Genomic DNA, 13,657 nt, shown 5'->3' with positions numbered 1-13,657 from the left:
CATCGATCGTCGCGGGCCCTCGAAGATCGGAGAGACGCCCCCTAGGCCCGTACGACCACCGTAGATCGCGCTCCGCGCTCGTCCTCAATCGCCGGACGGGCTCAACCCCTTCAGCCTCGGGAGAATCCCCATGCATGACGACCGCACCCTGGTCGAAGCCCGCCTCAAGCGCGTTCTGGACGAGCGCATCAGGCCCGCCGTCCACCCCGCCTCCGTGCCGCTCGACGTCGCCGTGTGGAACGCGCCGGGCGAGCCCGTTCCGGTGGCCGAAGGGCTCGGTGCCGAGCCGTCGCCGACCGCTGTCGGGGAGCGGTGGGGCGCCCCCTGGGGGACCAGCTGGTTCCGGGTGACCGGGACGGTGCCGAAGGAGTGGGCGGGGAAGACCGTCGAGGCGATCCTCGACCTCGGCTTCGACGAGAACATGCCGGGCTTCCAGTGCGAGGGGCTCGTCTACCGCCCCGACGGCATCCCGGTGAAGGGCCTGAACCCCCGCAACCAGTGGGTGCGCGTCGCCGCGCCCGCCGAGGGTGGCGAAGAGGTGCTGCTGCACATCGAGGCCGCGTCCAACCCGGTCATCCTCGACTACCACCCCTTCCTGCCCACCCGGTTGGGCGACAAGGAGACGGCCGGCAGCGAGCCCCAGTACAAGCTGGAGCGCATGGACCTCGCGGTCTTCGACGAGACGGTGTGGCAGCTCGTCATCGACCTCGAAGTCCTCGGCGAGCTGATGCAGGAGCTGCCCGCGGACTCCGGGCGGCGCTACGACATCGTGCGCGCGGTCGGCCGCGCGCTCGACGCCGTCGACCTCCAGGACGTGAACGGCTCGGCCGCCACGGCCCGCGCCCTGCTGGAAGGCGTGCTCACCGCCCCCGCCGAACCCTCGGCGCACCGCATCAGCGCCGTCGGCCACGCCCACATCGACTCCGCCTGGCTGTGGCCGCTGCGTGAGACGGTGCGCAAGGTGGCGCGTACGACGTCGAACATGACCGCGCTCATCGAGGACGAGCCGGACTTCGTCTTCGCCATGTCCCAGGCGCAGCAGTGGGCCTGGATCAAGGAGCACCGGCCCGAGGTGTGGGCGAAGGTCAAGAAGGCGGTCGCCGACGGGCGGTTCGTGCCCGCGGGTGGCATGTGGGTCGAGTCGGACACGAACATGCCGGGCTCGGAGGCGATGGCCCGCCAGTTCGTGCACGGCAAGCGGTTCTTCCTCGACGAGTTCGGCGTCGAGAACGACGAGGCGTGGCTGCCCGACACCTTCGGCTTCGCCGCGGGCCTTCCGCAGATCATCAAGGCGGCGGGCTCCAAGTGGCTGCTCACGCAGAAGATCTCCTGGTCGCAGACGAACCGCTTCCCGCACCACACCTTCAACTGGGAGGGCATCGACGGGACCCGGATCTTCACGCACTTCCCGCCCGTCGACACCTACAACTGCTCGATGAAGGGCAGTGAGATCGCCCACGCGGCGAGGAACTTCAAGGACAAGGGCGTCGCCCGGCACTCCCTTGCGCCCACCGGCTGGGGTGACGGAGGCGGCGGCACCACCCGCGAGATGATCGCGAAGGCCGCGCGGATGCGGAACCTCGAGGGCTCGGCGACCGTTCAGTGGGAGACGCCGGAGCAGTTCTTCGAGAAGGCCGAGGCCGAGTATCCGAACGCCCCGGTCTGGGTCGGCGAGCTCTATCTCGAACTGCACCGCGCGACCCTCACCAGCCAGGCCGGCACCAAGCAGGGCAACCGCCGCAGCGAGCACCTGCTGCGCGAGGCCGAGCTGTGGGCGGCGACGGCCGCCGTCCGGTGCGCCGACTACGCGTACCCCTACGAGCAGTTGGACCGCGTCTGGAAGACGGTGCTGCTCCACCAGTTCCACGACATCCTGCCCGGCTCGTCCATCGCCTGGGTGCACCGCGAGGCCCGCGCGACCTACGCGGCGCTCGCGCAGGAGCTGAACGGCATCATCGACGAGGCGCAGCGCGCCCTCGCCGGTGAGGGCGGCGGCGAGCTGGTCTTCAACTCCACGCCGCACACCCGTGACGGCGTGCCCGCGGGCGGCGCCCGGCCCACCGCGATCGACGGGCGGTCGGCGATCGCCTCGCGTGCCGAGGGAGGCTTCGTCCTCGACAACGGCCTGCTGCGGGTCGAGATCGACGCGCGGGGCCTGGTCGTCTCCGCGTACGACCTGATGGCCGACCGGGAGGCCGTCGCGCCCGGCCAGGCGGCGAACCTGCCGCAGATCCACGCCGACTTCCCGAACATGTGGGACGCGTGGGACGTCGATGAGTTCTACCGCAACACCGTCACCGACCTCACGGAGGCCGACGAGGTGGCGGCGGGCGAAGGCGCGTCGGTGCGGATCGTGCGGACCTTCGGCGCCTCGCGCCTCACGCAGGTCCTGTCGCTGGCACCCGGCGCGCAGCGGCTCGACATCGACACCGAGGTCGACTGGCACGAGACGGAGAAGTTCCTCAAGCTCGCCTTCCCGCTGGACATCCACGCGGAGCGGTACGCGTCGGAGACCCAGTTCGGCCACTTCTACCGTGCCACGCACACCAACACGAGCTGGGAGGCCGCCAAGTTCGAGGCGTGCAACCACCGCTTCGTGCACATGGAGGAGCCGGGCTGGGGCGTCGCCCTGGTCAACGACTCGACGTACGGCCACGACGTGACCCGCGCGGTCCGCGGCGAGGACGCGGGCACGACCACGACCGTGCGCGTCTCGCTGCTGCGCGCCCCGCGCTTCCCCGACCCCGAGACCGACCAGGGCGTGCACCGCTTCCGGCACGCGCTGGTGCCGGGCGCGACGATCGGCGACGCGGTGCGCGAGGGGTACCGCGTCAACCTGCCCGAGCGGCGTCTCGCCGGCGGCTCCGAGGTGGCGCCGCTGGTCACGGTCGACAACGACGCGGTGGTCGTCACGGCGGTCAAGCTCGCCGACGACGGCAGCGGAGACGTGGTCGTCCGCTTCCACGAGTCGCGCGGCGGCCGCGCGAGGGCGACCCTGACGACGGGCTTCGATGCGGCGTCGGTCACGGTGACCGACCTCCTGGAACGCCCGCTCGCGGACACCGCCGCCCCGCGGCTGACGGGCGACGCGGTCCCGGTGAGGCTGCGCCCGTTCGAGCTGATGACGCTGCGGCTGACGCGGGGGTGACCCCCACGCGGGGCGGCGAGGACCGCCGCCCCGCGTGTGCTGGCCCCTCCCGGGCTTCCTTCCCCGGTGGGCTTCCCCGGTGCGGGCGCGCTGTGGTTGCTCGCAGCTCCCCGCGCCCCTGACGGGCGCCTACGCCTCCGCCCGCTTCAACCGCCTAACCGTCCAACTGCGTCCGCAGCCACTCCTCCACCTCGCCCACGTGCGCCGCCGCCGCGGCGCGGGCCGCCTCCGGGTCGCGGGCGACCAGGGCGCGGTGGATGCGGGCGTGCTCGCGGCGGGTGCGTTCAAAGGCACCCTCCTCCTGGTAGCCGCGCCACACCCGGGCGCGGAACGTCCGTGAGGACAGGCCCTCCAGGATCGCGGCCATCGTGTCGTTGCCCGCCGCGAGGGCGATCGCGCGGTGGAACGCCAGATCGTGGGAGAGAATCTCCTCGGGATCGTCCGTGGCGTTCATCGCCTCCAAGTGCCTCTCCACGTCGGCGAGGTGGTCGCGTGAGATACGGGCGGCGGCCAGTGCCGTCGCCGTCGACTCCAGGACCCGCCGTACTTCGAGCAGCTCCACGAGGCGCGGCCCGCGCGACAGGTCGGCCACCACTCCGAAGGTCTCCAGCAGATCACCGGCCTCCAACTGCGTGACGTAGATGCCCGAACCGTGCCGGGCCTCCAGTACGCCCATCACCGTGAGCGCCCGGATCGCCTCCCGCATGGAGCTGCGGGAGATGCCCAGCCGCGTCGCCAAGTCCCTTTCCGTGGGCAACCGTTGCCCCGGCTCCAGGCGACCCTCGCCGATCAGCGCCTTGATCTGCTCGATGGCCCGCTGCGTCACGGTGCCCTTCTGCGGGGCGGACTGGTCCGACTGGTCCACGTGACGCTCCTCCACTGGCCGGGTGCGGCGCAGTCTAGCCAGAGATGTGGTCCGACCACTACGGCCTGAAAGTGGGAAAGATTGGCGTTGAGGGGTGTTGTGGGCGCCAAGTGGTCTGATAAATATTCGCGTCATCAGATGCTGGAATCCTTTCGATCCCGACCGATCCCGACCGATCCCGCTCGATGAGGAGCCGTCAGATGGCCGGCATGACAGTGCGCGACAAGCCGAGCAGGCGGGGCAGTTCACGGGTGGTGCGCGCCGCGGCCGCGGCCGCCTGCGCGTCCCTCGTGCTCACGGCGTGCGGCAGTACGAAGGACACCGCGTCGCCCGGCGGCGAAGGCGGCGGCGAGGGCGAGGTCGGGGTGATCCTGCCCCTGCTGACCTCGCCGTTCTGGCAGTCGTACAACGACTACGTGCCGAAGATGGCGAAGTCGCAGGACGTGGACGTGATGAAGACCGTCAACTCCAACAGTGACCCCTCGCAGCAGATCACCGACATCAACAACCAGCTGAACCAGGGAGTGAAGGGGCTCGTCGTGGCGCCGCTCGACAGCGCCGCCGTCTCCGCCGGACTCGACCAGGCCGAGCGCAAGGGCGTGCCCGTGGTCGCCGTCGACGTCGCACCCGAGAAGGGCAAGGTCGCGATGGTGGTGCGGGCCGACAACGTCGCGTACGGGAAGAAGGCCTGCGGCTACCTCGGCAAGCAGGTCAGGACCGGCAAGGTCGTGCAGATCATGGGTGACCTGGCGTCCGTCAACGGCCGCGAGCGCTCCGAGGCGTTCCGCCACTGCGTGCAGGAGAAGTACCCCGAGCTGGAGGTCCTGGAGATCCCGGCCAAGTGGGAGTCCGACACGGCCGCCTCCAAGCTGGACACGCTGCTCAACTCCAACCCGGACATCAAGGGCATCTATCTGCAGGCGGGCGGCGTCTACCTCGCGCCGACCCTCCAGACCCTCAAGTCGAAGGGGATGCTGAAGAAGGCGGGGGAGAAGGGGCACATCACCGTCATCTCCAACGACGGCATCCCGCAGGAGTTCGACGCCATCCGCAAGGGCCAGATCGACGCGACCGTCTCGCAGCCCGCCGACGCCTACGCCAAGTACGGCATGTACTACATCAAGGCCGCGATGAACGGCAAGAAGTTCAAGCCCGGCCCGACCGGCCACGGTTCCGAGATCGTGAGGCTGCCCAGCGGCATCCTGGAGGACCAGCTGCCCGCGCCCCTGGTCACCAAGGAGAACGTCGACGACTCCGAGCTGTGGGGCAACACGGTCCAATGAGTACGCCGATGACCGAGCCCCCCGCGGACGGCCGGGCCGCGACCGCGCTCGTCGAGGCCTCCGGCATAGTGAAGCGGTACGGACCCGCCGTCGCGCTGCGGGACGGCCGCCTGACCGTCCTGCCCGGTGAGTCCCACGCCCTCGTCGGCCGCAACGGCGCGGGCAAGTCCACCCTCGTCACCATCCTCACCGGGCTCCAGGCGCCGGACGCGGGCACCGTCCTCTTCGACGGCGAGCCCGCGCCCGCGCTCACCGACCGCGACGCCTGGCGCCGCAAGGTGGCCTGCGTCTACCAGAAGCCCACGGTCGTGCCCGAACTGAGCGTCGCCGAGAACCTCTTCATCAACCGGCAGCCCTCGGGCCGCGGCGGCTTCATCAGCTGGCGCAGACTGCGCGCCGAGGCCGCCGGACTCCTCGACACCTGGGACGTACGCGTCGACCCCGAAGCGCGCACGGCCGACCTCAAGGTCGAGGACCGCCAAATGGTCGAGATAGCCCGGGCGTTGAGCTTCGGAGCGCGCTTCATCGTCCTCGACGAGCCGACCGCGCAGCTCGACAACCGCGAGATCGAACGCCTCTTCACCCGCATGCGCGCCCTCCAGGAGTCCGGCGTCACCTTCCTGTTCATCTCGCACCACCTCCAGGAGGTGTACGAGGTGTGCCAGACCGTCACCGTGCTGCGCGACGCCCGCTGGATCACCAGCGCCCCCGTCGCCGAACTGCCGCGCGCGGCGCTGGTGGAGGCCATGGCGGGCGAGGTCATCACCGAGCAGGCGGAGGCCGAGGAGGCCGTCGCGCGCACCGAGGTCCCCGCCGACACCCCCGTCGTGCTCGACGCCCGCGGCCTCACCGGCGACGCGTACGCCGACATCGACCTGACCGTCCGTGCGGGCGAGGTCGTCGGCCTCGCCGGATCCAGCGGCAGCGGCAAGATCAGCCTCGCGGAGAGCTTCGCCGGACTGCACACGCCGACGGCGGGCACCGCCCGACTTGACGGCACGCCACTGCCGTTCGGCGAAGTGAGCGCGGCCCTGCGCGCCGGGGTCGGCTGCGTCCCGCGCGACCGGCACGGCCAGGGCCTCGTCTTCGGCATGTCCATCGGGGACAACGCCACGATGAGCGTCCTCGACCGGCTCGGGCGGTACGGATTCGTCGCCGCCGAGCGCAAGCGCCGCTTCGCCGACGACCTCATCCAGCGCCTCGACATCCATGCCGAGGGCCCCGACCAGCCGGTGTCCGACCTCTCCGGCGGCAACGCCCAGAAGGTCGTCATGGCCCGTGCCCTCGCCTCGAACCCGCGCCTGCTCGTCCTCATCAACCCCACCGCCGGCGTCGACGTGAAGTCCAAGGAGTCCCTGCTCGCCCGCGTGGACAACGCCCGCGAGGACGGCACGGCGGTGCTCGTGGTCTCTGACGAACTGGACGACCTGCGCCGCTGCGACCGCGTCCTGGTCCTCTTCCACGGCCGGATCGTCGCGGAACACGCGGCGGGCTGGCCCGACCACGCCCTGATCGCATCGATCGAGGGCGTGGACCAGCCGGGCCCCGTCAGGGGCGCGGGGAACTGCGCGACCAGCCACAACGCACCCGCAGACGACCCACGAGGAGAGCGCCATGGCTGGCCTCAAGGCCCCGGCCGCGACGGCGGCCACCCCCGTACGGCCGGGCCGGGACGCGGCCTCGGCCAAATCCGTACTCCTGCGCCGCGCCAGAGAACTGGCCCTCGTTCCCGCTCTGTTGCTGCTCATGCTGCTGGGCGCACTGCTCAACGACTCCTTCCTCACCGAGCGGAACCTCATCTCCATCCTCGGCGCGTCCGCCGCCCTCGCGATGGTCGTACTCGCCGAGTCGCTCGTGTTGATCACCGGCAAGTTCGACCTGTCCCTGGAGTCGGTCGTCGGCATCGCGCCCGCCCTCGGCGCGCTTCTCGTCCTGCCCGCCGCGCAGGCCGGTTTCGGGACGGACCTGCCCGCCGCCGTCGGGCTCCTCGCGATCCTCCTCGTCGGCGCGGCCATCGGCGCCTTCAACGGCGTACTCGTGGTGAAGCTGAAGCTCAACGCGTTCATCGTGACGCTCGCCATGCTGATCGTGCTGCGCGGGCTGCTCGTCGGCGCCACCAAGGGCAAGACCCTCTTCGGCATGCCCGACGCCTTCCACACGCTCGCCACCACCACCTTCCTCACCGTCCCCCTGTCGGTGTGGCTCGCGGCGGCCGCCTTCGGCATCGCGGGCCTCGTCCTCAAGTACCACCGGGTGGGACGGGCCCTCTACGCGATCGGCGGCAACCCGGACGCGGCGCGCGCCGCGGGCATCCGCGTCGAACGCGTCATGCTCGGCGTGTTCGTCGTCGCCGGAGCCCTCGCCGCGGTCGGCGGGCTCATGCAGACCGGCTACGTCGGCGCCATCAACGCCAACCAGGGCCAGAACATGATCTTCACGGTCTTCGCCGCCGCCGTCATCGGAGGCATCAGCCTCGACGGCGGCAAGGGCACCATGTTCGGCGCCCTCACCGGCGTACTGCTGCTCGGCGTCGTACAGAACCTGCTCACCCTCGCCCAGGTGCCGTCCTTCTGGATCCAGGCCATCTACGGCGGAATCATCCTGGTCGCCCTGATGATCGCGCGCGTCACGACCGGCCGCGCCCAGGACTGACCCCGTACCGGTCCACCGACCCCGTACCGGTCCGCGGCTTCCCGCACCTTTCCGGAAAGGCCTCCTGTGTCACCGACTCCCGCCCGCGTCACCGCGGTCGACACCTACGACATACGGTTCCCGACCTCACGGGAGCTGGACGGGTCCGACGCGATGAACCCGGATCCCGACTACTCCGCCGCCTACGTGGTGCTGCGCACCGACGCGGGCGACGGCCTGGAGGGACACGGCTTCACCTTCACCATCGGCCGCGGCAACGAGGTGCAGGTCGCGGCGGTCCAGTCGCTGCGCCACCACGTGATCGGCCGTGAGGTCGACGAGCTCTGCGCCGACCCCGGCACCGTCAACCGCGTTCTGATCGGCGACAGCCAGCTGCGGTGGCTCGGACCAGAGAAGGGCGTGATGCACATGGCAATCGGCGCGGTCGTCAACGCCGTCTGGGACCTCGCCGCCAAGCGGGCGCGCAAGCCGCTGTGGCAGCTCCTCGCCGACGCCACGCCCGAGTGGCTCGTCTCCCAGGTCGACTTCCGCTACATCACGGACACCCTCGGCCCCGAGGAGGCCCTTAAGCTGCTGCGGGCCGGGCGTAAGGGCGCTTCCGAGCGTGAGGCAGCCCTACGGGAGCGCGGCTTCCCCGGCTACACCACCTCGCCCGGCTGGCTCGGCTACAGCGACGAGAAGCTCACCCGCCTGGCCCGCCAGGCCGTCGCCGAAGGCTTCACGCAGATCAAACTGAAGGTCGGCGCGGACCTCGCCGACGACATCCGCCGCTGCCGCACCGCCCGCGAGGCGATCGGCCCCGGCATCCGCATGGCGATCGACGCCAACCAGCGCTGGAACGTCGACGAGGCGGTGGAGTGGACACGCGCCCTCACCGCGTTCGACCCTTACTGGGTGGAGGAGCCCACCAGCCCCGACGACGTCCTCGGCCACGCCGTGATCCGCGAGGCCGTCGCCCCGGTCAAGGTCGCCACCGGCGAACACGTCCAGAACCGCATCGTCTTCAAGCAGCTCCTCCAGGCGGGCGCCATCGACATCCTCCAGATCGACGCGGCGCGCGTCGGCGGCGTCAACGAGAACCTCGCGATCCTCCTCCTCGCCGCCAAGTTCGGCGTCCCCGTCTGCCCGCACGCGGGCGGCGTGGGCCTGTGCGAGCTGGTCCAGCACCTGTCGATGTTCGACTACGTGGCGCTGTCGGGCACCACGGAGAACCGCGTCATCGAGTACGTCGACCACCTCCACGAGCACTTCATCGACCCGGTCGTGATGCGCGGGGGCCACTACACGGCCCCGACCGCGCCGGGCTTCTCGGCGACGATGCGGACGGAGTCGGTCGCCGAGTTCACCTATCCGGGCGGCACGTTCTGGGCCGCCGACCTCGCATCGGACAAGGGAGCAGCCGCATGACCGACTTCGAGGGGCTCAAGGCGCTGGTCACCGGCGGCGCGTCCGGCATCGGCCGCGCCACCGCCGACCTGCTGGCCGCGCGCGGCGCCGAGGTCGCCGTCCTCGACCTCGACCCGAGCGGTGTGGACAAGCCGCTGCGCGCGTACGCCGCCGATGTCGCCGACGACGCCTCCGTGCGGCAGGCGGTCGCCTCGGCCGCCACCGACCTCGGCGGCCTGGACATCCTCGTCAACAACGCGGGCATCGGCGCCCAGGGCACCGTCGAGGACAACGACGACGCCCAGTGGCACACCGTCCTGGACGTCAACGTCCTCGGGATCGTCCGCACCACCCGCGCCGCCCTGCCCCACCTGCGCTCCTCCTCGCGGGCCGCCGTCGTCAACACCTGCTCCATCGCCGCGACCGCCGGCCTGCCCCAGCGCGCCCTGTACTCGGCGTCGAAGGGCGCCGTGCTCTCCCTGACCCTCGCGATGGCCGCCGACCACATACGCGAAGGCATTCGCGTCAACTGCGTCAACCCCGGCACCGTCGACACCCCGTGGGTCGGCCGCCTCCTGGACGCCGCGCCCGACCCGGCGGCCGAGCGGGCCGCGCTCCGGGCCCGCCAGCCCACCGGCCGCCTCGTCACGGCCGACGAGGTCGCGGGCGCCATCGCCTACCTGGCGAGCCCCCTGTCCGGCGCCACCACCGGCACCGCGCTCGCCGTCGACGGCGGCATGCAGGGCCTGCGCCTGCGGCCGGTGAACGGATGAACGCCCTGGCGCGGCGCCCACTGGGCACCGGCGGCGTCGAGGTGACCGAGCTGTCCTTCGGCGCCGCCGGCATCGGCAACCTCTACTCGCCGGTCACCGACGGCCAGGCGGCCGCCGCACTCGACCACGCCTGGAACGCGGGCATCCGCTACTTCGACACCGCCCCGCACTACGGCCTCGGCCTCTCCGAACGCAGGCTGGGCGAGGCGCTGCGCGGCCGCGACCGCTCCTCGTACGTGATCTCCACGAAGGTCGGGCGGCTCCTCGAACCGGTCGACGAGGTGCGCGGCGACGACCTCGCCGACGGCGGCTTCGCGGTGCCCGCGACACACCGCCGCGTCTGGGACTTCAGCGCGGACGGCGTGCGCCGCTCCATCGAGTCCAGCCTGACCCGCCTCGGCACCGACCGCGTCGACGTCGTCTTCCTCCACGACCCCGACGACCACGGCGAAGAGGCCTTCCGCGAGGGATACCCGGCCCTGGAGAAGCTGCGCTCCGAAGGGGTCGTCGGCGCGATCGGCGCGGGCATGAACCAGGCCGGGATGCTCACCCGCTTCGTCCGCGACACGGACGTCGACGCGGTGCTGTGCGCGGGCCGCTACACCCTCCTCGACCACGAGGCCCTCACCGGACTGCTGCCCGCGGCGAGCGAGCGGGGCGCGTCGATCGTCATCGGCGGCGTCTTCAACTCCGGGCTGCTCGCCGATCCGAAGCCGGGCGCGCGGTTCGACTACACCGAGGCGCCGCCCGGACTCCTGGGGCGCGCCCGCGCCCTGCGGGCCCTCGCCGAACGGCACGGCACCACCCTGCGGGCCGCCGCGCTCGCCTTCCCCTTCGGGCACCCGGCCGTCGCCAGCGTCCTGGTCGGCATCCACGCTCCGGAACAGGTCACGGACGCCGCCGAGCAGTTCGCGGCCGACGTGCCGGAAGACTTCTGGCGGGAGGCCCGCGCGGAGGGGCTGCTGCCGCCCGAGGTGCCCGTACCGTCCGACGTAGGAGAAAGGGGCCGTCCATGAGAATCGCCCTGCACACCGAGGTCCGCGCGGACCGCGTCGAGGCGTACGACGCCGCCCACCGCGAGGTACCTCTTTCATCTTCTGGAGTGCGAGGACTACGGCCGCACGACTACTCCGCCGAGGGCGCGGAGGCCGGGCTGCCCGTCGTATGGGAGCTCCCGTGAGCGGCGGGCCCCGCCCGGTGGGGCCCGTGGTCGACGCCCACCACCACGTGTGGGACCTCTCCGTCCGCGACCAGGAGTGGATCACCGGTGACGCCCTCGCGCCGCTCCGCAGGAACTTCTCCCTGGCCGACCTCGCACCCGAGGCCCGCGCGGCGGGGATCGGCGCCACGGTCCTCGTCCAGACGGTGACCGTCCCGCAGGAGACCCCGGAGCTCCTCGCCCTCGCGGCGGACAGCGACCTCGTCGCCGGCGTCGTCGGCTGGACGGACCTGACCCGCCCCGACGTGGCCGACGCCCTCGCCTCCCTCCGCGAACTCCCGGGAGGGGAGCGGCTGGTGGGCATCCGTCATCAGGTGCAGAGCGAGCCGGATCCCGAGTGGCTGCTGCGCGCGGACGTCCGCAGGGGACTGGCCGCCCTCGCCGACGCGGGGCTCGCGTACGACCTCCTCGTACAGCCCCATCAGCTCCCCGCCTGCGCCAAGGCGGCGGCGGACCTCCCCGGACTCACCCTCGTCCTCGACCACTTGGGCAAGCCGCCCATCGCCTCAGGAGCCCTCGAACCCTGGGCCTCGGCGGTCCGCGCGCTCGCCGCGCGCCCCAACACCGTGTGCAAACTCTCCGGCATGGTCACCGAGGCCGACCACCGGACGTGGACGGTGGACGACCTGCGGCCCTACGCGGACACCGTCCTGCACGCCTTCGGACCCGGGCGGCTGATGTTCGGCTCCGACTGGCCCGTCAGTACCCTCGCGGCTTCGTACGTCGAAGTCCTCGACGCCGCCGGGCTGTTGACGTCCTCGCTCGACACCCGTGAGTGCGGCGAGGTCTTCGGCGGGACGGCGCGCCGCGTCTACCGCTTCTGAGCGGGCGTGGCGAGCCGCGTCGGCGCCAGGAACTCACGGACGAACGTGCGCTCCCAGCAGGCGCCCGTCTCGCGCAGCTCGCGCCAGGTCGTGAACCGGTAGCGGTACAGCCGGGCACGGATGTACGTGGGCGGGGCATCGGGCGGGAACGGGGAGCGACGCAGCAGCCGCAGCGTGTCGCGGTCGCCGTCAAGCAGCCGCTCCACCAGCGGGCCGAACCACGAGCGGGCGTAGGCGGGGGAGAGCCCCGCGAACCACATCATCCAGTCCAGCCGCAGATGGTACGGGGCGAACTGGCGCGGCCAGCGGCGCACGTCACCGGGCTTGCCCTTGAACTCGTAGGCGAGCCACTCGGAGTCCTCGCGCGGCACCGGAGCCGTCGTGCCCTCCACGACGACCTCCTGACGGACGCGGCTGACGCTGCCGAACGCGCCGTAGGAGTTGACGAGGTGCAGCGGGTCGAAGGAGGTGTTCATGACCTGCCGCCGGGACAGGAGGTTGCGGACCGGGCGGTAACTCAGTGCGAGCAGCAGCGCGGTGACGCCGATGACCACCACCTCGTACCAGAGCGGGGTCCGCGGGTACGGCGACGGGGCGCGCAGGCCGGAGAAGTCCACGGCGGACACCGCGACCACGATGGTGATCCAGTTCAGCCAGGCGAAGTTGCCGGACAGGACGAGCCACAGCTGCGTGACGATCATCAGGCAGGCCGCTCCGGTCGCCACCGGCTGCGGCGTGAACAGCAGGAACGGCACGGCCAGTTGAGTGACGTGGTTGGCCGCGACCTCCACCCGGTGCACGGGCCGGGGCAGGTGGTGGAAGAACCAGCTCAGCGGCCCCGGCATCGGCTGCGTCTCGTGGTGGAAGTCCAGGCAGGTGAGCTTGCGCCAGCACGCGTCGCCGCGCATCTTGATCAGCCCGGCGCCGAACTCCACGCGGAACAGCACCCAGCGCAGCAGGAGGAGCACGAGGACGGGCGGCGCGACGTGGTCGTTGCCGAGGAAGACGGCGAGGAAGCCCACCTCCAGGAGCAGCGACTCCCAGCCGAAGCCGTACCACGTCTGCCCCACGTTCACGATGGAGAGATAGAGCGCCCACGGGACCAGCCACAGCAGCATCGCGCCCCACAGCGGAAGCAGGCTGTCGGCGCCCGCGAGCAGCGCCACCGCGACCGCGCACCCCGCCCACGCGCAGAGCGCGAAGAACCGGTCCGAGTAGTGGAGCTGGAACAGGCTCGGCGCCCGCCGGAACGGCACCCGCTCCACGTACCTCGCCACCGGCAGCATCCCGCGCTCCCCGATGAGCGCCCGGAACTGCAGGGCCGCGCCCAGGAACGCCACCAGATAGAGCGCGGCCAGGGCTCGCTGGAAGATCAGCCGGCTCAGTCCGTACCCGTCCGCCGTGAACCACTCCATGCGTCCATTGTCACGCTGGGTGAGCCGCTTCGGCTTGCGAGGCGCCCGGAGCCCCCGCAGACAATGACGGGACCCCCTTGGCACAGAGCGGG

Annotated in this window: 9 protein-coding genes and 2 pseudogenes; 9 read left to right on the top strand and 2 right to left on the bottom strand. The window is 71.6% G+C overall.

The window, feature by feature from the left end; genetic code table 11:
• Positions 1 to 130: 130 nt before the first annotated feature.
• Positions 131 to 3,148, top strand: a complete 3,018-nt coding sequence (locus ACWDVB_RS23775) for an alpha-mannosidase (RefSeq protein WP_451516314.1) — start codon at positions 131 to 133, stop codon at positions 3,146 to 3,148.
• 154 nt (positions 3,149 to 3,302) lie between these two features.
• Here the strand turns inward: ACWDVB_RS23775 and ACWDVB_RS23770 are convergent, their stop codons facing one another.
• On the bottom strand, positions 3,303 to 4,013 hold the full coding sequence (locus tag ACWDVB_RS23770; RefSeq protein WP_451516313.1) for a FadR/GntR family transcriptional regulator: 711 nt from the start codon (positions 4,011 to 4,013) through the stop codon (positions 3,303 to 3,305).
• A 200-nt stretch (positions 4,014 to 4,213) separates the two neighbouring features.
• On the opposite strand from ACWDVB_RS23770, the gene ACWDVB_RS23765 reads away from it, so the two are divergent.
• The 8 genes and pseudogenes from ACWDVB_RS23765 (at position 4,214) to ACWDVB_RS23730 (ending at position 12,150) form a co-directional block, all read left to right on the top strand.
• Positions 4,214 to 5,296: a sugar ABC transporter substrate-binding protein gene (locus ACWDVB_RS23765; RefSeq protein WP_451516312.1), complete on the top strand. Its 1,083-nt coding sequence runs from the start codon at positions 4,214 to 4,216 to the stop codon at positions 5,294 to 5,296.
• Positions 5,293 to 6,831, top strand: a pseudogene (locus tag ACWDVB_RS23760) (sugar ABC transporter ATP-binding protein); the annotation flags it as partial. The gene ACWDVB_RS23765 and the pseudogene ACWDVB_RS23760, both read left to right, overlap by 4 nt.
• A gap of 79 nt (positions 6,832 to 6,910) precedes the next feature.
• The gene (locus ACWDVB_RS23755; protein WP_451516311.1) at positions 6,911 to 7,948 is read left to right on the top strand and encodes an ABC transporter permease; all 1,038 of its coding nucleotides are present in this window, start codon (positions 6,911 to 6,913) and stop codon (positions 7,946 to 7,948) included.
• 66 nt (positions 7,949 to 8,014) lie between these two features.
• Entirely contained in the window at positions 8,015 to 9,355 is a 1,341-nt protein-coding gene (locus ACWDVB_RS23750) for an L-fuconate dehydratase (RefSeq protein ID WP_451516310.1), read from the top strand.
• Positions 9,352 to 10,107 carry an SDR family NAD(P)-dependent oxidoreductase gene (locus ACWDVB_RS23745; protein ID WP_451516309.1) on the top strand — a complete coding sequence of 252 codons (756 nt, stop codon included), beginning with the start codon at positions 9,352 to 9,354 and terminating at the stop codon, positions 10,105 to 10,107. Before ACWDVB_RS23750 ends, ACWDVB_RS23745 begins: the two co-directional genes overlap by 4 nt.
• Complete coding sequence (locus ACWDVB_RS23740; protein WP_451516308.1) at positions 10,104 to 11,123, top strand: aldo/keto reductase; 1,020 nt, start codon at positions 10,104 to 10,106, stop codon at positions 11,121 to 11,123. The genes ACWDVB_RS23745 and ACWDVB_RS23740 overlap by 4 nt, the downstream gene beginning before the upstream one ends.
• Positions 11,120 to 11,287 (top strand): annotated as a pseudogene (locus ACWDVB_RS23735) (hypothetical protein). Before ACWDVB_RS23740 ends, ACWDVB_RS23735 begins: the two are co-directional and overlap by 4 nt.
• On the top strand, positions 11,284 to 12,150 hold the full coding sequence (locus tag ACWDVB_RS23730) for an amidohydrolase family protein (RefSeq protein ID WP_451516307.1): 867 nt from the start codon (positions 11,284 to 11,286) through the stop codon (positions 12,148 to 12,150). The pseudogene ACWDVB_RS23735 and the gene ACWDVB_RS23730 overlap by 4 nt, the downstream one beginning before the upstream one ends.
• Here ACWDVB_RS23730 and ACWDVB_RS23725 read toward each other — a convergent pair.
• Entirely contained in the window at positions 12,138 to 13,565 is a 1,428-nt protein-coding gene (locus tag ACWDVB_RS23725) for a lipase maturation factor family protein (protein ID WP_451516306.1), read from the bottom strand. The genes ACWDVB_RS23730 and ACWDVB_RS23725 overlap by 13 nt on opposite strands.
• Between the last annotated feature and the right edge of the window lie 92 nt (positions 13,566 to 13,657).

This window comes from Streptomyces sp. NPDC003379 (assembly GCF_053589195.1).
The sequence above is the reverse complement of the archived record's forward strand: the minus strand, read 5'-3'. Positions and strand labels throughout refer to the sequence as shown.